Annotated in this window: 17 protein-coding genes and 1 tRNA gene; 7 read left to right on the top strand and 11 right to left on the bottom strand. The window is 40.2% G+C overall.

What is annotated here, in order from left to right:
• The first annotated feature begins 12 nt into the window (after nucleotides 1–12).
• Nucleotides 13–480 (top strand): TlpA disulfide reductase family protein, encoded by a 468-nt coding sequence (locus BM107_RS01160; RefSeq protein WP_090979397.1) that lies wholly within the window; start codon nucleotides 13–15, stop codon nucleotides 478–480.
• A gap of 25 nt (nucleotides 481–505) precedes the next feature.
• On the opposite strand, the gene BM107_RS01155 is transcribed toward BM107_RS01160, so the two are convergent.
• Nucleotides 506–1,693 (bottom strand): acetyltransferase domain-containing protein, encoded by a 1,188-nt coding sequence (locus BM107_RS01155; RefSeq protein WP_090979395.1) that lies wholly within the window; start codon nucleotides 1,691–1,693, stop codon nucleotides 506–508.
• A gap of 271 nt (nucleotides 1,694–1,964) precedes the next feature.
• On the opposite strand from BM107_RS01155, the gene BM107_RS01150 reads away from it, so the two are divergent.
• Together BM107_RS01150 and BM107_RS01145 are read left to right on the top strand one after the other, a co-directional pair.
• On the top strand, nucleotides 1,965–3,389 hold the full coding sequence (locus BM107_RS01150) for a glycoside hydrolase family 125 protein (RefSeq protein WP_090979393.1): 1,425 nt from the start codon (nucleotides 1,965–1,967) through the stop codon (nucleotides 3,387–3,389).
• A 123-nt stretch (nucleotides 3,390–3,512) separates the two neighbouring features.
• On the top strand, nucleotides 3,513–3,710 hold the full coding sequence (locus BM107_RS01145) for a hypothetical protein (protein WP_090979391.1): 198 nt from the start codon (nucleotides 3,513–3,515) through the stop codon (nucleotides 3,708–3,710).
• A 360-nt stretch (nucleotides 3,711–4,070) separates the two neighbouring features.
• Here BM107_RS01145 and BM107_RS01140 read toward each other — a convergent pair whose 3' ends face one another.
• Nucleotides 4,071–6,338: a glycoside hydrolase family 95 protein gene (locus tag BM107_RS01140; protein WP_159435176.1), complete on the bottom strand. Its 2,268-nt coding sequence runs from the start codon at nucleotides 6,336–6,338 to the stop codon at nucleotides 4,071–4,073.
• Between the two features lie 222 nt (nucleotides 6,339–6,560).
• On the opposite strand from BM107_RS01140, the gene BM107_RS01135 reads away from it, so the two are divergent.
• The 3 genes from BM107_RS01135 (at nucleotide 6,561) to BM107_RS01125 (ending at nucleotide 10,543) form a co-directional block, all read left to right on the top strand.
• On the top strand, nucleotides 6,561–8,708 hold the full coding sequence (locus BM107_RS01135; RefSeq protein ID WP_090979387.1) for a GH92 family glycosyl hydrolase: 2,148 nt from the start codon (nucleotides 6,561–6,563) through the stop codon (nucleotides 8,706–8,708).
• Nucleotides 8,709–9,588: 880 nt separating this feature from the next.
• Nucleotides 9,589–10,242 (top strand): hypothetical protein, encoded by a 654-nt coding sequence (locus tag BM107_RS01130; protein WP_134203621.1) that lies wholly within the window; start codon nucleotides 9,589–9,591, stop codon nucleotides 10,240–10,242.
• A gap of 22 nt (nucleotides 10,243–10,264) precedes the next feature.
• On the top strand, nucleotides 10,265–10,543 hold the full coding sequence (locus BM107_RS01125) for a ferredoxin family protein (protein ID WP_090979384.1): 279 nt from the start codon (nucleotides 10,265–10,267) through the stop codon (nucleotides 10,541–10,543).
• Between the two features lie 191 nt (nucleotides 10,544–10,734).
• Here the strand turns inward: BM107_RS01125 and BM107_RS01120 are convergent, their stop codons facing one another.
• From BM107_RS01120 to BM107_RS01100, 5 genes are all read right to left on the bottom strand, one after another.
• Nucleotides 10,735–11,481 (bottom strand): metallophosphoesterase, encoded by a 747-nt coding sequence (locus tag BM107_RS01120; protein ID WP_090979382.1) that lies wholly within the window; start codon nucleotides 11,479–11,481, stop codon nucleotides 10,735–10,737.
• A gap of 130 nt (nucleotides 11,482–11,611) precedes the next feature.
• Nucleotides 11,612–13,960, bottom strand: coding sequence for an alpha-L-rhamnosidase-related protein (locus tag BM107_RS01115; protein ID WP_208864307.1), 2,349 nt, complete (start codon nucleotides 13,958–13,960; stop codon nucleotides 11,612–11,614).
• 798 nt (nucleotides 13,961–14,758) lie between these two features.
• Nucleotides 14,759–14,831: transfer RNA gene (locus BM107_RS01110), tRNA-Lys, on the bottom strand.
• Between the two features lie 208 nt (nucleotides 14,832–15,039).
• On the bottom strand, nucleotides 15,040–15,738 hold the full coding sequence (locus tag BM107_RS01105; protein WP_090979378.1) for an NUDIX hydrolase: 699 nt from the start codon (nucleotides 15,736–15,738) through the stop codon (nucleotides 15,040–15,042).
• Nucleotides 15,739–15,740: 2 nt separating this feature from the next.
• A complete protein-coding gene (locus BM107_RS01100) occupies nucleotides 15,741–16,412 on the bottom strand; it encodes an HAD family hydrolase (RefSeq protein WP_090979376.1) in 672 nt (223 codons plus the stop codon).
• A gap of 200 nt (nucleotides 16,413–16,612) precedes the next feature.
• On the opposite strand from BM107_RS01100, the gene BM107_RS01095 reads away from it, so the two are divergent.
• The gene (locus tag BM107_RS01095) at nucleotides 16,613–17,764 is read left to right on the top strand and encodes an aldose epimerase family protein (protein ID WP_090979964.1); all 1,152 of its coding nucleotides are present in this window, start codon (nucleotides 16,613–16,615) and stop codon (nucleotides 17,762–17,764) included.
• Nucleotides 17,765–18,095: 331 nt separating this feature from the next.
• On the opposite strand, the gene BM107_RS01090 is transcribed toward BM107_RS01095, so the two are convergent.
• The 4 genes from BM107_RS01090 to BM107_RS01075 form a co-directional block, all read right to left on the bottom strand.
• Nucleotides 18,096–19,265, bottom strand: a complete 1,170-nt coding sequence (locus BM107_RS01090) for an alpha-hydroxy acid oxidase (protein ID WP_090979373.1) — start codon at nucleotides 19,263–19,265, stop codon at nucleotides 18,096–18,098.
• A gap of 219 nt (nucleotides 19,266–19,484) precedes the next feature.
• A complete protein-coding gene (locus BM107_RS01085) occupies nucleotides 19,485–20,306 on the bottom strand; it encodes an amidohydrolase family protein (protein ID WP_090979370.1) in 822 nt (273 codons plus the stop codon).
• A 131-nt stretch (nucleotides 20,307–20,437) separates the two neighbouring features.
• Nucleotides 20,438–21,292 (bottom strand): fumarylacetoacetate hydrolase family protein, encoded by an 855-nt coding sequence (locus BM107_RS01080; RefSeq protein ID WP_090979368.1) that lies wholly within the window; start codon nucleotides 21,290–21,292, stop codon nucleotides 20,438–20,440.
• 35 nt (nucleotides 21,293–21,327) lie between these two features.
• On the bottom strand, nucleotides 21,328–22,092 hold the full coding sequence (locus BM107_RS01075; protein ID WP_090979366.1) for an SDR family NAD(P)-dependent oxidoreductase: 765 nt from the start codon (nucleotides 22,090–22,092) through the stop codon (nucleotides 21,328–21,330).
• Between the last annotated feature and the right edge of the window lie 14 nt (nucleotides 22,093–22,106).

The following is a 22,106-nucleotide window of genomic DNA, read 5'->3' as shown; positions in this document are numbered from 1 at the left end:
AATTTCGTTATCATGCGCATACTCCTCATAATCGGTTTTTCTTTAATAACTTATGCTACTAATGCACAAGTAAAATTACTCACCCTAAATGAACTGGATAAACGCATTGCCAATGGAAAAGATACCACCTACGTCATCAATTTCTGGGCAACCTGGTGCTCGCCATGCGTAGCCGAATTGCCGAATTTTGAGAAACTACGGTTAGCTAATATAAAGAAACCGGTGAAAGTAATTTTGGTAAGCCTGGATTTTAAATCAAAACTGCAAAAAGAAGTTATTCCATTTGTACAGCGTAATCAAATCAATGCGGAAGTATATCTTTTAAATGAGCCTGGTCAGCAACAGTATACAGAACGGATCGACAAAAAATGGTCGGGCGCTATTCCTGCTACCTTGTTTGTAAACCAAAAATCAAGGCAACTTTATGAAAAAGAATTTACCGAAGCGGAACTGAAAAATACTTTGCTGAACTTGAAATAAATCACACCTCAAGTTAAAAAAAAAATTAAATATAACTCAACCACCATTGCCTGTGTGTTTGCTTGTATCTTTTAAACCACCTGCAGGGAAGGTACAAAGAAGCTACCACACAGATCCATATCAAATAAACAGCAGGTAAACCAAATCCAAAAGCTGCCGGCCTAAATAAAAACGGAACCTGCATAATTTCTTTTTCGCTATGCCCTGTGGCAAAAAATGCCATCACCAGGAGTATATGCAATAAATAAAAATGTATCACATAATAAAAGAAAGGTACAGCGCCGTATACGGCGTTGATCTTCGTAAACCAATTAGCTGTTTTTTCGATAAGCGCCAAAAATAGCAGTGCTGGGCCCAATGTCATGGCTGTGTATTGCAAGGAGGGAGGATATTTGCTTACGTTAAAAAAGGACAACAGGTTCTTAAAGAAATCACGATACTCCTTACGCGGTGCCGGATCGCCGTAAATATTGATGAGCCTCAAGGTAATAAACAATAATATTGTTAATATTCCGGCAACCAGTAGTTTTCGCTTTCTGAGTTCTTTAGCATATTCTTTTTTATACCATGCGCCAATCCCATAACCTAAAAACATAATGCCTGTCCAGGGCAGGATGGCATAAAAAATACCGACTAAATGATTGCTGGATAATGGTACAACCGTTCCAGAAGCAGTAAAAAATACTTTCAAAATCAATCCGGCTGTTTGATCGGCTGGTTTGGGCAATAAATCAAAAAGATTGTGTCCAAAAACCAGAATATAGCCGATGACGACTACGCTTTGATAAGAGATACGGCTTGCCAATGCCAGGAAGATCATGCTCCAGCCAGTTGCCCAGATTACCTGTAAAATAATAAAGTTGTATTGCAGGTTAAAGGTAAGACCGAGCGATACCACTGCTATTTCAATAAAAATTAACCATAAACCCCGTTTAAATAAAAATGAAGCCGCCTGAGCTGGCGTTTTATGTTGTGCAGATAAATAAGCTGATAATCCTGACAGGAAAACAAAAACGGGTGCACAGAAATGGGTAATCCAGCGGGTAAAAAACAACAGGCCCGTGGTGTTCTCAGGATTTAGCGGATCAGCTGTCATCGCACCAATATGAAAGAAATCTCTGGTATGATCCAGCGCCATTACAATCATTACAAATCCACGTAGTATATCAATAGATAAAATACGTTTAGACAGTGAAGTGTTATCAGCATCCATAAAATTAGGCTTGGTTAGTTAAATATATTATTTTATATCTATAATTAGTTACCTTAGCAAAAGAACACAAGCTGAATCTATTCAAGATATTGTATAAGAAAATCGATTTAGGAATAGTTTAATTGAATATATTGATTTTGATGTTCGAAAAATTATGATAATATTTGTTAAGGACTAACCGAATAATATTTACCGCTGCAAGTGATATGAATTTATGAGGTACCGTAACACTATCACTAAAAATTATACCTAAATATCATAATTAATCATAATGAAAAGAAGGACATTTATACAAAACACTGGCTTATTAGGAGCAGGCGTTGTTGCATCAAAATTTTCTTTCGCCGCTAATCTGGCGCCCGAATTTCCTGTGGTACGCGTAGCTGCTGCAAAACGACATTTTAAAAGTAAAGCGGTAGACGCAGCCATTAACACCTTCAGGTCAAATGTTAAGAATCCCGAATTAGCATGGCTGTTTGAAAATTGTTTTCCAAATACTTTAGATACAACGGTTTATCATGAAGAAAAAGATGGCAGACCAGATACCTATGTAATTACAGGCGACATTGATGCCATGTGGCTACGCGATAGTTCAGCCCAGGTTTGGCCTTACCTGCAATTTGTAAATGAAGACGAGCCACTAAAAAAGCTAATTGCCGGTGTAATTATTCACCAAACCAAATGTATTTTAAAAGATCCTTATGCCAATGCTTTTTATGGTGATGCCAATAAAGTGGGAGAGTGGAAGACCGATAAAACCGCTATGCAGCCAGGCGTACACGAGCGCAAGTGGGAAATCGATTCATTGTGTTACCCGATCCGTTTGGCTTATCATTATTGGAAAAAGACAGGTGATAAAACCCCTTTCGATGCCGATTGGAAAAAAGGAATTGAGGCTACGTTGAAAACTTTTAAAGAGCAACAGCGCAAAACCGGTAAAGGCCCTTATCATTTCCAGCGGGAAACCACACAACCTACCGATTCGTTACCCATGGCGGGTTACGGTTTTCCGGTAAATCCGGTTGGTTTGATCTGTTCTGCTTTCCGCCCGAGTGATGACGCCACTATTTTTCCATTTCTGGTTCCTTCAAACTTCTTTGCGGTATCAAGCTTAAAGCAGGCTGCAGAGATGATTAAAGCGCTAAACAGCGATAAAACTTTAGAAAGTAATTTATTAAATCTGGCCAACGAGGTAAATGCTGCGCTTCAAAAACATGCCATCGTAAACCACCCTAAATATGGCAAAATTTATGCTTTTGAGGTAGATGGTTTTGGAAGTTCTTACTTAATGGACGATTCAAATGTACCCAGTTTATTGAGTTTGCCTTATCTGGGCGCGATGAAAATTGAAGATCCGATTTATCAGAACACCAGAAAATTTGCCCTTTCTAAAGATAATCCATATTTTTTTAAAGGCACAGCGGCCGAAGGTATTGGTGGGCCACACGCGGGGCAAGACATGATCTGGCCAATGAGCATTACCATGCGTGCACTTACTTCTAAAGATGATGCCGAGATTAAATATTGTATAGATACTTTGCGCAAAACACACGCAGGCAAAGGTTTTATGCACGAGTCGTTCAACAAAGATAATCCAGCCAACTTTACAAGAGCCTGGTTCGCCTGGTCGAATACGCTATTCGGAGAATTGCTCTGGAAAACGTATCATGAGAAACCTGCCTTGTTAAAGGCATAAACGCTACGGGCCGTGTTTGTATTGATCGTTTTGATAAAAGGCGAATCGATATAAACACGGTTTTGTTTGACACAAGGGGATCCAGATTAAATCGGTAAATTATCCGTTATTAAAAGAATCAATATGAGCAACATTTTTGTAGACGATAAAGTGCCGACATCGACACTGCTGGAACTAAAAGCAGGAGATGCGATTAACAATAATCATTTAGCGGGTGTCATCAAACAGATTGATATCACCGAAACGGATGAATTTTTAATGTTTCGATTTGTATTGGCAAAGGGTGAAATTGAAGTAAGAAAACTTAAACAGGTTTGTTAGCGCTATGCTCTTATCAACTACTGGATAAGGATACGATAAACGATTTTGCAATTAACCTTATTGTTTAGGGTTAAAATCCTTCGACTCCGTTACGATTGACAGACTCAACTAGTGCCGTTGTCATCCGATAGCAATCGGATTTGGTGTATGCCGGAACCTTAAAGCAAACGATCTAAGATTCCCCATCCGATAGCTATCAAATCAAGTTTGGAATGACGATTCTCAAAGGGATATTACTAATTAGATTTTATCTGTTATTTATAATGATTTTTATCCATTAAATTATCCCCCGGCACGACCGACTGGAAATAAATACGTTCAAAAAAACTTTAGAACAGTTTACCGATCGGACACCGATAATTAATTAAACTGGTACGTTTTGCCGGCCAGCGTATTAAAACGATATCTGAAATCTTTATCCGATTTTTCCTGAACAATATCTTTCGCGTTTCCCTTTAGCTGATTCGGCGTTCTTACGATACATGGCCCGCCTGATAATGATTTGATAGCTAAAGAAACCACTTTTCCATTTTTCCACTCCAGATTGGTAATCTCGAAGTCTCCACGTGCCCTTAAACCCTGAATGCTTCCCGTAACCCATTGATCAGGCAAAGCTGGCAGAAATTGCAGTTCGCCGGCCTGGCTTTGCAGCAGCATTTCAGAAATACCTGCAGTATAGCCGAAATTTCCGTCAATTTGAAAGGGTGGGTGTGCGCAGAGTAAATTGGTATAAATTCCTCCTCCCTTATTGTAATCGGTACCTGAACCACCAACGGGCGTAATAAAGTTTTGCAGGATTTTATAAGCGTGATTACCATCCTGCAACCTGGCCCAGAAATTCATTTTCCAGGCCATCGACCAACCAGTCGATTCATCGCCACGGGCAGTTAAGGTTACTCGGGCTGCCTTTGCCAGTTCTGGTGTTTTAATGGTGCTGATTTCTCTGCCGGGGTGTAAACCAAAGAGATGTGAAATGTGCCTGTGCTGATCGGCAGGGTCATCACGATCGGTTTCCCATTCCTGTAACTGACCCCATTTCCCAATTTTTGGCTTTAATAAGTGTGCTTTTAAATCGGCAATGTGTTTTTTGTAATCAGCATCTATGCCTAAAACTTCAGCCGCTTCAATGTAGTTGGTAAAAAGGTCAAACACAATTTGTTGGTCATGCGTAACCCCATCTTCCGTTGGTCCGTGTTCTGGCGACCAGCCCATTGGTGATACCAGTGTTCCATCCAGCCTCCTTTTTAAATGGTCATCCCAAAATTCAGCGATTTCTTTTATTATCGGATAGGCAAAGTTCTTCAGGTAATTTTTATCCTTTGTAAAGGCATAATGCTCCCAAAGGGCCTGCGCATACCAGGCACTTCCTGGGGTATTCCAAAGAAAGCTCATGCCACCAAAAATATTATTTTCGGTTTTAACCGTCCAGCCTCTGGTATTGGGATACTGCTTACGGGTATGCATGGCACTCACCTCGCGCATGCTGTTAATATAATCCAAGTAAGGGATCATGCATTCAGAGAGGTTGGTCGGCTCGGCAAGCCAGTAATTCATCTGGATGTTGATGTTTGAGTGGTAATCGCTGCCCCATGGCGGAGTGTTGCTTTCGTTCCAAAGTCCTTGCAAATTGGCAGGTAAGCCACCTGCTCTTGATGAACTGATCAGCAAATATCTGCCATACTGAAAAATTAAAGCTTCAAGAGCGGGGTCTGCTTTCTTTTTATAGTTGATCAATCTTTGGTAGGTGGGTAGCTTCCGGGTATTTTCATCGCCCGTGCCAAGGTTTATTGCGAGGCGATTATATAATCTGCTATAATCTTGAATATGTGCATTTAAAAGTTTATCATAACTTTTGGCTTTAACCGCATTTAAAATACGGTCAATTTTAGGTGCCGGCTCTTCACCTTTCCAGTTTTGCGCTCGTTTATTGCTGTAATTGGTCGCTGCAGTAAACGTAAGGGTAATGGCGTCAGCAGCTGTTATTTTCAATTTTTCGGTATTACCATCTTTTATCGATTCAAGCTTTCCATTTTCGATCTTCACAGCAGCAATAGCCTGGTAAGTCATGCCATTTGGTAGTTTACCCGTAATCTGAATGGTATTGCCCTTCGCGGTGATGATCCCATCATGCGCATCTTTTAAGCCAATCGTTGCAGAATAAGCTTTCTTGTGGTTAGCGGCGAAGCGCAGTACCATCACTTTATCCGGAAAGCTGCAAAAATACTCACGCTTAAATTGGGTGCCGTTTTGGGTATAACTAATGGTATGTACAGCATTAGTAAGATCGAGTTTGCGGGTATAGTTGGTAAATTGTTGTTCTTTATGATTGAAATCGATAAACAAGTCCCCAAAAGCCTGGTACATACCCCGGTCGTTCTCATCGCCGGTCCATAGCGTATTATCATTAAATTGAATATGTTCCTGATCAACACCTCCGAAAATCATTCCGCCGATACGTCCGTTCCCGATAGGATAAGCTTCCGTCATCCATTGCTGTGCAGGTTTGGTATCCCACATGGTAAAGGCAGTATTTTCTTTGTTCTGTGCCTGAAGCCTTTTGGCAGAGCAGAAGAGCAGTAAGCACAAGAAAAATGCGCAAACGAAGTTTTGCCTGTAATTTAAAAGCATATTGGTTATTTGATTAGTGTTTAAGCCAAAGATATATAAAATAGCACAGCGAGCATGAAAATCGCGGCGGCAAAGCATACTGATATTTGGCAAATTATTCAACTATTTAAGCATCTCAATTGGACACTTTCGCTGATTTTAGCAGGTAACTATTATGATATTTTATACATTGGTTTAATAGATTTTATATCTTTGATAAAATACTAAAACGTTTTATCTAAAATGAAATTGCCAGCCCAATCCTTCACCATTCTCTTGATATTTATTATCGCGATTCATCACAAATCACAGGCGCAAGCTAAATTAACACCATATGTGAACACCTTTATTGGTACAGCACCTCTGACTGATCCTAAAATTCTGGGATATGAGTTGCCTGAAGGCTGGCGGTCATGGGCAGGTTTAACTTTCCCTGGCAGCTCCTTACCAAATGCCATGGTGCAGTTAAGTCCCATTACGGAATTTGGTTCGGGTGCAGGTTATGAGTATGAAGATGATACCATTTATGGTTTTGCACACACAAATAAAGGGCATTGGAATTTATGCAATATTCCCATCTTACCACTATCCAACCCAAAAGGTAAATTTGGTTCAAAGTTTTCGCATAAAAAAGAAAGCGCAGCACCTGGCTTTTATCAGGTATATTTAGATGATTATCAGGTGGATGTGAGGCTGACATCAACATTAAGATGCGGTTTTCACGAATATACTTTCAAAGAAAATAACAACAGGCAAATCCTGTTCAGCATGGGAAAAGCCAACAGCAGTGTTAATACCTGGAATCTTGCACAAGACGGGCCATCCGCCATACAAGGTTTTCAGGGCGGTGAAAATGTGTATTTTTATGCGGTAGTAAATGGAACGATTGATAAACTTGAGATTGTTGATGCCGGCAAACGTTCTGGTTATGCAATCGTGCATTTGGCTGACGGGAGTAAAGCCCCGGTTGAACTTAAAATCGGGTTATCTTTTGTGAGTATAGCCAATGCAAAAGAAAACCTGGAGAAAGAAATCGGAAATAAAACATTTGCACAGATCCGCCGGGAAGCAACCGAAAAGTGGGAGGCACTATTATCAAACATTCAGGTAAAGGGCGGAACGCAGAAGCAAAAACAGATGTTGTATTCCTGCCTGTACAGATCTTTCTTATGGCCGGCTTTGCGTAGTGATGTCAACGGTGAGTTTAGAGATGCAAAACGCAATGTGGTAAAAGGAGATTTCAATTACTATACAGAACCATCACTTTGGGACACTTACCGCAATAAAGACGTGCTTTTAGGTCTGATTACACCTCAGGTTACTTTGGATGTAATTAAATCGATGAAGGATGTGGGCGATAAAACGGGTTTTATTCCTACTTTTTTCCATGGCGATCATGGTGCCTCATCCATTGCCGGGGCTTATTTGAGGGGTATTGATGATTTCGACATCAAAGGTACCTACCAGATTTTGTTACGTAATGCCAATGTGGATGGTGGTGCCCGTCCGTTTGTGAAAGAATATATCGAGAAGGGATATATTTCAGACCCTGATGTTAAAAATCCACATGTAGAAACCAAAGCGAAGGCAGGTGTTTCCAAAACGCTCGAGTATGCCTATGACGATTATTCGCTTGCTCAAATTGCTAAAAAACTTGGCGATAGCAGTAATTACCACACACTGATGGCCCGATCGAAAAATTATAAAAACATGTTCGATCCGGCTACACGTTTTATGAGGGGCAGGTTAGCAAATGGTGACTGGATCAAACCATTCAACCCTCAGTATCCATACTACGAATATATGTACAGGGAAGCGAATGCCTGGCAGGTTTCGTTTTATGCGCCACATGATATGAAAGGTTTAATAGAGCTGTATGGTGGTGCAAAAGGCTTCGAATCCAAACTGGATTCGCTATTTACCTTACCCTGGAACCCGAAATACATTGCCCGCAATGTAGAAACCATGATCGGACAATATTGCCAGGGCAACCAGCCTGACCATGAAGCACCTTTTGCTTACACCTTTATCGGCAAGCCGGAAAAATCGCAGAAAATTATTGATAAGATTTTAAACGAACTATATGGTATAGGCGATGATGGTTTGGCGCTCTCCGGAATGGACGATGCCGGCGAAATGTCGGCCTGGTATGTATTTAGCGCACTGGGTTTATATCCATTCTCGGCTACTGATCCAACTTATATCGTTACCGCTCCACTTTTTGATGAGGTAAAATGGAAAACCAGTACCGGAAAAATGTTAACGATTTCCAAACCAGGCAAGGGAAGAGGGATTAATAATATCAAAGTTAATGGAAAAGCAATACCGGGGTATTTTATTTCTCATGACTTGTTTAAAAAAGGTGGTCAGGTAGAGATTGGGACTAAATAAAAGTTTGAGGTCCATATAAAAGGGGGAGTAATTTTAAAATGCTAATGATTAACCTTTGTTTGGAGCGCAAGGCCTTTGCTGAGCCGGAAGTCTCCTCCCGTCTTTTGCTTTTACGCTTCGCTGCCTCGTACCTCGTTGCTGCAGGGTAACGCTTCAGCCGGGGCTAGGGGGCTTTGGCAGCATTTCATATCAACGGTTGCAGGGTGCATAAACCCTTGTTCCTAAACCAGAGAGAAGCGGCAGCCTCCGATTTAAGCAATGGTTTATAGTATTATAAAGATTTTCTATCGGAGCTATAGCGAATAGCGGGACTGCAGACCGCCAGGAAACACCGATCGCTCATTTTCTTACATAAATCATTTGTTTCGGTCGGTGGAGATACCAACCGATAGGATAAGGGACGTAATTGTAAAATGCCATTGGTTAACCTTTGTTTGGAGCGCAAGGCCTATGCTGAGCAGGAAGTCTCCTCCCGTCTTTTGCTTTTACGCTTCGCTGCCTCGTACCTCGTTGCTGCAGGGTAACGCTTCAGCCGGGGCTAGGGGGCTTTTGAAGTATTTCATGTTAACGGTTGCATGGGTCAGAAACCTTTGTTCCTAAACCAGACAGAAGCGGCAGCCTCCGATTTACGCAATGGTTTATAGTGTTACAAAGATTTTCTATCGGAGCTATAGCGAATGGCGGGGCTGTATTACGCCATGAAACACCGTTCGTTCATTTTCTACATAAATCATTTATTTCGGTCGGTGAAACACAACCATTGGGATATGCTCGGTAAAAACCATAAAAAAAGAAATAATGATGCAACCCAAATTAGATCCTGATCGTCTTTGCTATAATGATTAATTAACTATACTTACAGCCACAAACCAATCTGAACATGAAAAAATCATTTTACTTTCTTATTTTCTCCATTTGTATTCTCGCCAGCTCTTGTACCATGATGGTTAAGGGAATTGCTAAACTTGTGGTTAAAAATTATAATGACTATACCAGTACGCATATTTCTGACATACAAATTGTCGATCTGAACGGAAAACATCAAACTTTTGGTAGCTTATACAATGGAAAAACGGTCTACCTATATGTTTGGAAGGACAAAAAACTTTCTGAGCAGCAAGAAAAAGCTTACCTGTTATTAAAGGAACGTTTTGCTAAGTACCCTGATGTGGTTTTTACCAAACTTTGCATCGGTTCAGATAGCACTTCAAATACGAACAGGTTGGTTAATAATACTTCATCAGCTGATTTCAGAAATATTTTAAATATTAGTGATCCTGCACCATTTATCATCGGGAAAGACGGTGCAATCTTATCTTACAAAGGACCAAAACCTGAAGACAAAATTATAGTCGACTATGTGCTTTACCAGGCCATGAATGGCGAAGATGGTACCAAATCTGCCAAAAGATTCATTAGGGGAATAAATGGAAATAGCCAGTTTAAATCTGACAAACTAATTGAATGGTATACGAACCACTTTGGCAAAGCGCCTGAAGGTAAATTATCCATGTCGTTATCTTCTACAAACTAGATTTTAACTACACTGCCCTATAATGAAAATATTTGAAACCTTTTTTGGTAAAAGACCACCTGAAAGATATCCCGAAAATGCCAGGGGAGATTTCTATGTGGAAGATCAGGTGTGCACTTCCTGCGGTGCGCCTGAAGCAGAAGCGCCAGACCTCATTGATCATTCTAAAATTGAATATGGCCATTGCTATTTTAAAAAGCAACCACAAACTCCCGATGAACTTAGCAGGAGGGCCATAAGCGCTATGCAGTTTCATGTATTTCAGGTCTCAGGTATGGAGGTCGAAATGAGGAAATATTAAAACGCCTCTACAAGTCCGGCCTAGCGGATGAATGTGACCACAAACCTAAGGGTAAATATAAAATTTACAGAAAAAAGGGTAGTTCTCGATAAATATCGCTTTTACTAAGCTTAAGTCAGGTAGTCATTAAGCCCCTTGTAATGACCCCACGTTATACAAGTTTGGTGAAGCACTTTCATATTGCGTATATTTTAAATCTCGATGATCAAATCGATGTCATATCCATTATATTCCTCGTTTATATAGCCATGTGGATTGCATATAATTTCAGTTTTGCCAATGTGGTACCTCACAGGTGTATGGATATGGCCATGGAACCAATAATCAGGCTGGTATTTTAAGATCACATCTTCCAGATTCGAAGCATAAGCTGAAGATATGGGTTCATTTTTATATTCCTCAGGTATCGATTTAATACTAGGAGCATGATGAGTGATTACAATATTTTTATATCCATTAGATTCTTCAAGGCTTTGTTGTAGCCATCGCTTTGATGCCTGGTGGATTTTATAGGTATCTATGCTTCTCAGCCTCGAATAGGATGGGGTTTTGCGAATTTGTCTATAGTCGTTCATTTGTGCCTGACATATTATACCGTACTCAACCGGGCTGCCAAAAAGAGAAAAGTCGGTCCATAATGTTGCACCGTGAAATCTGATGCCTTCAAATTCAACCATTTTATCTTCAAGAACGATTATGTTTGAATGAAGAGATGCCTTTATGATTTGATCAAGGGTTTTAGGATAGGCACCCTTGTAATATTCATGATTCCCCAATATATAGATTACGGGCTTATCCCTGATGTTATTTTTTACCCAATCAATACCCTTTGTACCTAAGTTTGTATCGCCAGCCAGGATCACCAAATCAGCATTGCCAAAATCAATATCAGAAATTCCAAATTCCTGATGCAAGTCGCTGATGATCTTTATCCTCATTTAATATGTGTGTAAGTGCCAATATAATTATTTATAAAAGAAAATTACATCGTGTTTAACTCAACTGATTCATATCAATGAGTCTTGACCAGTCAGGTTCGGGAGATTTTCGCAACAGTTTTGATTAGTTCTACAAAGGCTGTTGCCGTTTAATCTTATATTTTCCCGGGCTTAGCTTAAAAGTGATGGTATTCGTTTTCTTTGTTAATCCTGCCGTTTCTAATTCTTTTGTTTCGATAAGTTTTTTATTGACGAATACCGGTGAACCTGAAGGCAGACGTATGATTGCTGTTGTACCCAAAGGAACAGTTAGCTGTAGCTTAAACTCATCCGCATTATTTTCGAATGAGGTCTTGATCATTCCTTTTACAGTTGGAACATTGAGGGTTCCTGTGCGAAGATTTGCAGGGTCAGGCTCAACCAGAAATGTTTTGTATCCGGCTTCAAGCGGTCTGATTCCAAACAGGTACGCTGAAATAACGATTTGGGCACCACCACTCCAGGCATGATTGGTGGTGCCGCCACCAAATCCATTTTCACCGATACCCCAACCTTCGAATAGGGTAGTGTAATATTGATTATTAACCATTTCAGCAAATCGCAGTTTCGTCCGCTCCATCGCATACTTACCTTTGCCCATCTTAAAAAGGGCTTCCATCACATATTTTTCCATGTAAGGGCTTGCATGCATCTGCGTATGCAAGGTTTCAGAAATGCGCTCGTATTTTGATGAGTCAGCAATCCCCGAAATCACAGCTAAGGCCTGCGCCCTGTCATCGGTTCGTTTATGGTATGAAGGATGACGATAGGCATGTCCATCCCAACATTTATTATATCCGCTTTTTACGTGGCTCATTACCTGGCGATACATTGCAGCATCATTATTGTAGCCGAGCATATCAGCCATTCTGGCGGCGCCATCTAAAGCAAGATAATGCCAGCCCGCCATAATAAGCCTTACATCAATGTTATCACCCCAGTCGCCCCAAAGCCAGTCGCCTTTCCGTAATGTAGTAAGGCCAGTATCATCAGTTTTCCACAAAGACAGGTATTTTTTTACCGCAGGGTAAACATTTTCAATGGTTTTACGGTCACCCGTATTCATATAGTAATTCCAGAAGCCGTAATAGCCAATGCTGGTCAGCATCTGATCGGGAAGTTCCTGAATAAAGTTACCGGGAATAGGCGCAATAAGTTCTCCCGTGGGGCGCTGCCAGCCAGCCAGTTCATTTATTGCTTTCCGCATTAATGCGTGTGCAGAAGTAGAGTAGGTATAGAAACTTTCGCCCATCAACAGTACGGCATCTCCCCACCATTGTGCCCGTTCCCGGTCAGGACAATCGAAATAGTTATCGCGCATGTTAACATATAAAGTACGCTGCGCCTTTTTCCAAAATCGGTTATAGAATTCATCGCTATTGGCAAACGTGCCTTCAGGTGCTGCATTATAACCCGTTTCACGATATTTAACTGCTTTTATTTTAATGGCTTTTGGCACAACAAGTACTATTTTTTCTCCATTCAGCCATCCGTAAGATTCATACTCCTGATAACCTTTTTTAGTGATATATTCTGCCCGCAGGTTGTCGGTTCCTCCAGCGTTGCTATGGTCGGTATTTATTTTGATCAGCTGGCCACCCATATCGTCCGTTAGTGAAATAATGGGGGTAAGCTGCATATTATATGGAAGCTGTGCAATGATCGTATCGGTAATATTGCCTTTAAGGCGATAAAATTTTGCGGTCTTTATCCCAAAGTTTTTCCACTGGGGGATAGGGCGTTCCACCAGTTTGTTCCAGGGTGCGTCACCTGGTTTCCCGATAATTACTGCATTGCCAAAATCTTTAAGCCTAGTTAACGGAGCGGTTTGCCAACCGGTGATATCTGCTCTGGCATCAAAACGAATATTTGATTCTGGCAACCGGTAGTTGGGAAACGGAGCTTCTGTATTGCCATAAGCCGGATGGATACGGCAAAACCAACTGCTGTCGCTATGGAGTACGGTATCTTCAGCATTCATATTAAAATAAAGACCAGCGACACCACTACCTACGTGCGAAAAACCATTTTTACCAAAATACCAAAGTAGTATGGCAACCTTATTTGCACCCCTTTTTAAATATGGGGCAAGATCAATCTTATCTGCATAGGTATCTTTGGGATTAGGACCGCGTTTCAGTCCTCCTTCAAATATGACAAGTTTACCATTTATCCAAAGCCAGTATTTTGTATCTGCCGCAATGGTAGCTAATGCTTGCTCCGGCTTTTTGTTGAGCATGATGTCCCGACGATAGGCTATCCAGCAATTAGCTTTAGCTGGTTTTGTTAGGGCAGGAGAAATCCAATACCCGTCTGTCGATTTATCCTGCGCAAAAGATGATTGTGTAACAACAAAAACGAATACACAAATTGAGATATAAGAAAAAAGTATTTTTAGTTTGAAGTTCGACATACTTAACTTAAGATGATGCTTTTCCATGTTAATGACGGTAGCTGTTTTTGGCAGACTCTAATTTGCCAACATTAAGTTAACTGCGTTAACTGATCTACCTGTTGCTAAAATCGATCATATTTTTAACATTCAATTCATTTATTTTACCCGTTAACTGACCATATTTAGCTAAAATATGATTTCGACTTCAGGGCATATCAGGTTTACATTTATCCAGATTAGATTTTGGGACATTATTACAGTTGTCCGCATGAATAATAAGGGTAGAACAAAGCGCTTTTCGATGCCTTACTAAAATGTTCTAAGAGATGGGAGCTTAATTAATTTCCGGAATAGCAGAAGGAATTATTCTGCCGGAATACACGATTAATACATTTCGTTAATATACTTCGTTTTAGCCGTATTTATTCTAAACAGCATTGATTTACGCCTGCATTTAATGATCTTGAATGTCAACCAATTTTAGCATCACATAAATTAGGGTTCTGATTTGGCCAGACAAAGCATTTAATCCCATAAGGCGATTACTGCCAGTAGTTGCAATTATCTTCATAGATTTCCCGGCTAAATCCTTTTCAACCCACATTTAATAAATGACGGTTGCTTTCAACTTTGCATTCTAAATTGAGTTATCGCTTAGGTCGTTAAAATAAATTATTTGTATTTGAAATCCTTAACAAATCATTTTAGTGAAATACACTTTTTGATTTTTAGAAAAAACAAAGGCCGGTACCGGAACACGCAAAGACATGAACTATTATTTTTCGGGAATTGCGCTTTAAAAAGTCTTTTAAATAGAAAAGGCGCAATCTCTTGCGCCTTTCGTGATCCCGCTGGGATTCGAACCCAGGACCACTACATTAAAAGTGTAATGCTCTACCAGCTGAGCTACGGAATCGTTCCTTTTGTTTAAGGAGGTGCAAATATAGAGATTAATCCTTTCTTTGCAAATGTTTTATAAAATGTTTTTCGATGTTTAGCGTTGAATTTAGTTTGGCCATTTGTAATCCCTTGATTTTAAAATGGGTAACACCTGATTTTTTTTAATATTTTTTTTTAAAAAAACTAATGATGATGGGGCGGTAGCTGTTAAAATCTGAGACTTCTTATTTGGATGTTTTGGGTATAAAGTTCAAAAATGATTGAAACTGGGCTTTGTGTTTGTTTTTATCGAGCTTAAAGTAGAAAGCACCCCGCCTTGAACTCGATTTATCTTTCTCATTTTGTTTAATAAGCAAACCACTGGCCGTTATTTTGCGGATAAAGTTGCGGTTATCAATGGGCGCATCGTAAACCTGTTCATATAGCGCCTGCAATTGTGGTATGGTAAAACGTTTCGGTAATAACTCAAACAAAACAGGGTGGAGGGCAGCTTGGTATCGGATTTTATCCATCGCTGCTTTAACCATCACGTTATGGTCAAAAATCAGTTCAGGTACTTCTTTAACCTTAAACCATTCAGCATGGTACTGGTCGTTAATCTGTTTGCTGTATTTATTAATATCAATCAATGCAAAATACACTACTGATACCGTACGTTCAATCGGATCCCGGTCAGGGCTACCGTAAGCGTGCAATTGCTCTAAATATACATCATGCAGTCCGGTAAGTTCTAAAAGGATCCGTTTCGCAGCACCATCAAGGTTTTCATCCTCGCCAATAAAACCGCCCATTAAACTCCATTGATCTTTTATTGGCTCAATAGCTCTTTTGATAACCAAAAGTTTAAGATGTTCGCCGTCGTAACCAAAAATAATGCAGTCAACAGCAACCAGTACAGGTTTCTGATTTAAGTATTTTCCCATTTTTAAAAAAGCAGATTTAATTTAGCATCGTTGTAATCGGTAATATAGCCCAAAATATTTGGATAACCATCAAATTCTTCAACTGCGTGTGTAGTTGTTAACACCAGGCATTGCATACCTGCGTTCAGCGCTGACTCTACACCTTTTGGTGCATCTTCAAACACCAGGCAATCGGCGGCTGAAATGCCCAGTGCGGCTGCAGCCTTTAAAAAGGTTTCCGGATCAGGTTTACTCATCTGTACGTCATCTGCACTTACAATCGCATCCAGGTAATGGCGAATGTTTAAACCATCTACCACAAAATCAATGTTGAATGGAATAGCTGCCGAGCCAATGGCCATCGGTATTTTTGCAGCCTTCGCCCGATCCAGAAAATTGTTTAAGCCGGGAAGTAAAGCTAAATTTGGTAGATAACCTTCCTGATAGCGCTTTTCTTTTTCTACCGAAAGCCGTTCTATTTCTTCCTGGCTAAATTTATCCTTACCAAAAACACGTTCCAGTACTTCGTGGTTTTTGCCGTACATTTCTTTTTTTACGCTTGCATAGTCAAGGTCTGAACCTAAATCTTCGGTCATTATACTGTACCAGGCCATGGTATGGTACTCCATATCGTTAATCATGGTTCCGTTTAAATCAAACAGAAAAGCTTTTGGCCTGAAATTCAAATCGCGCATATGCTTGCTAAATTATATGATTTTTTTTGATGTAAGGAATGATCATCAATATTAACAGAAATAATATGATAATCGTTAACCTGACGTTAATTATTTTTTACTACTTTAGCCCTAACCAAAAATAAATCTGTATGCAAGCATCAGGAATTTTGCTATGTAAAAATCACGATCGCTTCATCAACTTAAAAAAAAGTAAACTGATGAAAAAACCATTTCTTAAAGCATTGCCATTGGCTACCTTATGTTTAGCCCTTGCTTTTAGCGCATGTAACCCCACAACTGATAAAGGTACAGCAAGCAGCACACCTCAAGATTCGTTAAAATACAACACCACTATTGATGGTAAAGCGGTTAAGCTTTATACATTAAAAAATAAGCAGGGCGCTTCTGTGTCTATTAGCAATTATGGCGGAAGAGTAGTTTCGTTGCTGGTACCAGATAAAAACAACAAACTAACCGATGTAGTACTGGGCTATGATAGTATTGGTGCCTACCGCAAAAAAGGGGAGCCGTTTTTTGGTGCACTGATTGGCCGTTACGGAAACCGCATTGCTAAGGGTAAATTTACTTTAGAGGGCAAAGAATATCAATTACAGCTTAACGATGGCGTAAATACCTTGCACGGTGGTACTGATGGTTTCTTTGGTAAAGTTTGGGATGCTAAACAATTAGATAGTACGAAGCTGGAATTAACTTATGTTTCTAAAGATGGGGAAGCCGGTTATCCGGGCAAACTGGACGTTAAGGTAATTTATACTTTGACTGACGACAATTCACTTCAGATTGATTATGAAGCCACTACAGATAAGACAACTATTGTTAACTTAACCAACCATGCTTATTTTAACCTTAATGGTGAAGGAGATAGTACCATTTTGGATCACGAACTGATGATTGATGCCAATGCTTATACACCCGTTGATTCGACCTTGATCCCAACCGGAAAATTACAGCAGGTGGCGGGTACTGCTTTCGATTTTAACAAAGCAAAATTAGTTGGCAAGCAGATTGGCGATAATGATGAGCAGTTAAAATTTGGTAAAGGTTATGACCATAACTTTGCTTTAACCCACCATGATGGTAAAACACCGGTTGCGGTGGTAAAAAGCGCAAAAACAGGTATTGTGCTATCAGTGATAACCACAGAACCTGGCTTACAGTTCTACAGTGGTAATTTCTTAACCGGAGCGGATAAAGATGGTAAAGGCGGTAAATCATACCCACACCGTTCGGCTTTCTGCCTGGAAACACAACATTTTCCTGATGCGCCAAACCACCCGAACTTTGCCTCGACCGTTCTTAAACCAGGTGAAACGTATAAAACAAGTACAACTTATAAGTTCTCGAAATAAGAATATTGAATTAAGGTTAAGTTAATGACAGACCTCGCAGGTTTTAAAAACCCGCGAGGTCTTTTTTTTTAGAAGCAGCTGCTTGGTGCGACAACAAACAGTGTCACAATATTCATCTTTAGGTCTGTACGACAAGGACCGAACACAGACTTTTATCAATTAAATAACCAGTAGATGAGAGCGTTTTATACCGAAAGATTTCTCGACTTCGTTTCACTCCGCTCGAAATGACGATCTCAGGAAGCACCTACTTTATTCAACCGAATCACATTTAACTTATCGGTTGGTGTCACACCGACCGAATCACATTGATAGCTAATAAAATAACGCTTTACACTTCCAATAACCGGTCAGGGAATTGAGAGACTGTTTCAATCGTAAGCTGTTGCATAATCTGGTACAAATGGGTTTTAAACATATTGATGGTATGGTCTCCACCGTCGTTACCCAATGCCCCAACGCCATACATAAACGGACGGCCCATAAAATTAAATTCAGAGCCTACGGCATGTGCCCTGGCCAAATCAACACCCGAACGGATTCCTCCATCCATCATGACTTTCAGTTTTGACTTGTAGGCATCATTTGCCGCAAGTTTAATTAAAGAGTTGATCGATGATTCACCCGCATCAATCTGTCGGCCGCCGTGATTCGAAACGATGACCCCATCAACGCCAATCTGGATAGCAGCCTGCATATCTTCGTCGGTAGCTATGCCCTTTAATACCAATGGGCCTTTCCAGATTTCCCGGATTGCCGACACCTTTTCAATGTCAACTTTTCCGGTAAAGGTTCGGTTCATAAACTGTCCCAGCTGAGACATGTCCATACCTTTTTCCATATAAGGTTTTAAGGTAGCAAAAGAGGGAATACCATGTTGCAACGTTTTAATACCCCATAACGGCCTGGCAAATGCCTGTAAAATATTGCTGACCGACATTTTGGGTGGTATGGAAAGGCCGCTTTTAATTTCCTTATATCTTAATCCGAAAGCAGGAACATCTACCAGCACAACCAAAACCGGGCATTCAACTGCTTTTAACCGTGATAGAATGTCATCCCGTAATTTATTTTCGGTGGGATGGTAAAGCTGAAACCAGGCTTTTCCTTCTGAAACTTCAGCAATGCGTTCGATGCTGCTGGTAGATACCGTACTCAGTGTGTAGGGAATATTGTGTCTGGCTGCCGCCCTCGCTAAGATTTCGGGTGCATTAGGCCACATTAAACCTTGTAAACCGATGGGAGAGATGCCAAAAGGTGCACTGTATTTACGCCCAAAAAGCTCAACCGACATGTCAATTTCCCCACCAACACGCAAATAATTTGGTTTAAGGTAAATATTATCGAAGTCGCTCTCGTTTCTTGATAAATTAAGTCCCTCATTACAACCACCTTCCAGGTAATCAAAAGCAAATTTAGGGATTCTTGATTTTGCTCTTTTTCTTAAATCGGCTACAGAAGGGAATTGAGGATTATAGGGGAATGTAATCTTTTTACTCATAATTAAATATTGTGTTGGTCAGATGGTGTTTAAAAAACGAAAACTAATGTTTTGTATGATGTTTTCCATCCTGCACTATCTGCTATTTTGTATTGATCGTTTTGGGTTGGAATTGTTTGCGTTCGCTTCCAAACGAGTGAATAAATAGCAAAACGATTATATCGTTATAAACGATAAAATATTCAACGCTCGTTGGAAACGAGCGTTGGCGCATAAACTTTAAATACCATAAAATTCCTTTGCATTATCAGAGAAAATCATTTTTCTTTCTGCTGCAGTAAATTTTTCAGTGTAGTTATTTACCAAATTGAACCAATCCTGATATGGCCTGCTGATCAGCACGACCGGCCAATCGCTGCCATACATTACACGTTCAGGACCAAATGCTTCAAATATGACATCAAAACACTTAAATAACTCATTTTCCTTCCAGTTTAGCCAATCAGCTTCAGCCAGGAGGCCTGATACCTTACATCGCACATTTGGATTGTTGGCCAAAGTTTTAATATTTTCAGTCCACTCTTTTAAAGTCTGGTTTTTTACATCCGGTTTACCACAATGATCCAATACAAATGGCTGGTCGGGAATTTGATCAACCATTTGTATAATTGCATCCAATTGATTGTGATAACACAATAAGTCGTAGGTATAATTGTACTTTTTTAGCTGCTTAACACCAGCAATAAAAGCAGGATTCAGGATAAAATCACGGCTTTCGGCCTGTAATACATGTCGCCAGCCTTTGATGAGCTGGTGGTTTTGCCAGTGGCTTAAGCGTTCGTCAAGATCAGGATTAAGCAGGTCAACCCAACCCACAATACCTTTTATAATTTCATGTCGTGCGGCCAGTTCCAGCAGAAAATGATTTTCTTCTTCTGACTGGCTTGCTTGCACAGCAATACATCCCTTAATATTTAAATCATTATAAATATCCAGGAGATTTTCGGGAGCAAAATCTTTCCGAATGATTTGCATGTCGTCATTAATCCAGTTATCTCTAACCGGATCGAAATTCCAAAAATGTACGTGGGTATCAATCATTTTTATTAAAGTTTAAATATCTGATCGGTTAAGATCCAGTTTGCTTCAGTTGCCGTTCCTGGTATTACGTTCATCCTACAATGAGGTTTGCATCGTCAGGCAGATCAGCGCCAAGGCAATATCTTTTTATCTTAAATGTCGCTATAGGATTTAACAATTTGTTTACTGGAGCCTAAACCATCAATACCCAATTCAACCACATCACCAGGTTTTAAATACCATGGCTCCGGTTTTTGTCCCAAACCTACGCCGGCAGGTGTGCCAGTAGTAATCACATCACCTGGTAAAAGGGTCATAAACTGGCTGATGTAGGAAACCATAAAAGGCACATTGAAAATCAGGTTCGAGGTATTGCCATCCTGTAAAGTTTTTCCGTTAACGGTTAACCAAAGACGCAGATTGTGTACATCGGCAATTTCGTCCTGTGTGGCAATAAATGGTCCGATTGGCGCAAAAGTATCTGCACTTTTTCCTTTAACCCATTGTCCGTTACGCTCCAGCTGGAATTCTCGCTCGCTGTAATCGTTATGCAAAACGTAACCCGCAATATGATCCAAAGCATTTTCTTCACTTACATAACTGGCTTTTTTACCAATAACAATGGCTAATTCTACCTCCCAATCGGTTTTTTTACTGTTTTTGGGGATGACCAAATCATCATTCGGTCCTACGATAGCAGAAGTTGCTTTAAAGAATAAAATCGGCTCAGTTGGAATAGGGGCATTGGTTTCGGCTGCGTGGTCTTTGTAATTTAAACCCACACAGATAATTTTTGAAGGGCGGGCCAAAGCCGGACCAAGACGCACGCCTTTATCTACCTGTGGCAAATCAGCAGATGCAATAGCTGATTTTAGTTCTGCTAAGCCGTCGCCGCCAAAAAATGCTTCGTTATAATCGCTGACCAATGCAGATACATCATAATAATTATCGCCGATGATCACTCCTGGTTTTTCTGCCCCTGCTTCTCCAAATCGTATTAATTTCATGTTAAAAAGGTTATATTTTGTATTTAAGAAGAATATTAATTGTTTAAAGTCGTAAATCCACCGTCAATCGGGTAATCGCAACCGGTAATAAATGCGGCTTCGTCACTACATAAATATAAAGCCAGCGCACCGATTTCTTCAGGCCTGGCCATACGGCCAATCGGCTGCGTTTTAGATAACTTATCGAACATTTCAGGGATATTGTCCGGATAGTTTTTCTGTAAAAATCCGTCTACAAATGGGGTATGCACCCTTGCCGGAGAAATGGAATTACACCTGATGTTCTCACCGATATAATCTTTAGCTACACTCATGGTCATAGCCTTAACTGCGCCTTTTGCTGTACTGTAAGCAAACCGATCCGGTAAGCCAACTAGGGCTGCAATAGAGGCCATATTAATGATTACACCTCCGCCAGCCAAACGGATTTGTGGAATGGCAGCGTGAAGGCAGTTGTAAATACCTTTAACATTCACACGCATTACCCGGTCAAAATCACTTTCATCAGTCGTATCGGCTTTACCAATATGCGCAATACCAGCATTATTAACTAAAATATTGATGTTTCCGATTTGCTCAAAAACAGCTTTAACGGCATTGTGGTCTGAAACATCGCAGGCATAGCTAAAAGCCTGCTTTCCTGCTGCTTTAATTTCATCAAGCGTATCTTTTGCCTGTGCAACACCCAGTTCAATGATATGTACTTCGGCATCTTGTTTGGCCAGAATAGTTGCAATAGCCCTGCCAATTCCACTTCCGCCACCTGTAACTACTGCTTTTTTATTTTTGAGTGAAAACATGTGTATTGTTTAAA

This window comes from Pedobacter suwonensis (assembly GCF_900111825.1).
Taxonomy (GTDB): Bacteria; Bacteroidota; Bacteroidia; order Sphingobacteriales; family Sphingobacteriaceae; genus Pedobacter; species Pedobacter suwonensis.
This window is presented reverse-complemented; position numbering and strand designations above follow the sequence as displayed.

What these genes read in the sequence shown, in the direction of transcription:
- BM107_RS01160 (WP_090979397.1), top strand. Translation starts at nt 13, where the DNA reads ATGCGCATACTCCTCATAATCGGTTTTTCTTTAATAACTTATGCTACT.
- BM107_RS01155 (WP_090979395.1), bottom strand. Translation starts at nt 1,693, where the DNA reads ATGGATGCTGATAACACTTCACTGTCTAAACGTATTTTATCTATTGAT.
- BM107_RS01150 (WP_090979393.1), top strand. Translation starts at nt 1,965, where the DNA reads ATGAAAAGAAGGACATTTATACAAAACACTGGCTTATTAGGAGCAGGC.
- BM107_RS01145 (WP_090979391.1), top strand. Translation starts at nt 3,513, where the DNA reads ATGAGCAACATTTTTGTAGACGATAAAGTGCCGACATCGACACTGCTG.
- BM107_RS01140 (WP_159435176.1), bottom strand. Translation starts at nt 6,338, where the DNA reads ATGCTTTTAAATTACAGGCAAAACTTCGTTTGCGCATTTTTCTTGTGC.
- BM107_RS01135 (WP_090979387.1), top strand. Translation starts at nt 6,561, where the DNA reads ATGAAATTGCCAGCCCAATCCTTCACCATTCTCTTGATATTTATTATC.
- BM107_RS01130 (WP_134203621.1), top strand. Translation starts at nt 9,589, where the DNA reads ATGAAAAAATCATTTTACTTTCTTATTTTCTCCATTTGTATTCTCGCC.
- BM107_RS01125 (WP_090979384.1), top strand. Translation starts at nt 10,265, where the DNA reads ATGAAAATATTTGAAACCTTTTTTGGTAAAAGACCACCTGAAAGATAT.
- BM107_RS01120 (WP_090979382.1), bottom strand. Translation starts at nt 11,481, where the DNA reads ATGAGGATAAAGATCATCAGCGACTTGCATCAGGAATTTGGAATTTCT.
- BM107_RS01115 (WP_208864307.1), bottom strand. Translation starts at nt 13,960, where the DNA reads ATGGAAAAGCATCATCTTAAGTTAAGTATGTCGAACTTCAAACTAAAA.
- BM107_RS01105 (WP_090979378.1), bottom strand. Translation starts at nt 15,738, where the DNA reads ATGGGAAAATACTTAAATCAGAAACCTGTACTGGTTGCTGTTGACTGC.
- BM107_RS01100 (WP_090979376.1), bottom strand. Translation starts at nt 16,412, where the DNA reads ATGCGCGATTTGAATTTCAGGCCAAAAGCTTTTCTGTTTGATTTAAAC.
- BM107_RS01095 (WP_090979964.1), top strand. Translation starts at nt 16,613, where the DNA reads ATGAAAAAACCATTTCTTAAAGCATTGCCATTGGCTACCTTATGTTTA.
- BM107_RS01090 (WP_090979373.1), bottom strand. Translation starts at nt 19,265, where the DNA reads ATGAGTAAAAAGATTACATTCCCCTATAATCCTCAATTCCCTTCTGTA.
- BM107_RS01085 (WP_090979370.1), bottom strand. Translation starts at nt 20,306, where the DNA reads ATGATTGATACCCACGTACATTTTTGGAATTTCGATCCGGTTAGAGAT.
- BM107_RS01080 (WP_090979368.1), bottom strand. Translation starts at nt 21,292, where the DNA reads ATGAAATTAATACGATTTGGAGAAGCAGGGGCAGAAAAACCAGGAGTG.
- BM107_RS01075 (WP_090979366.1), bottom strand. Translation starts at nt 22,092, where the DNA reads ATGTTTTCACTCAAAAATAAAAAAGCAGTAGTTACAGGTGGCGGAAGT.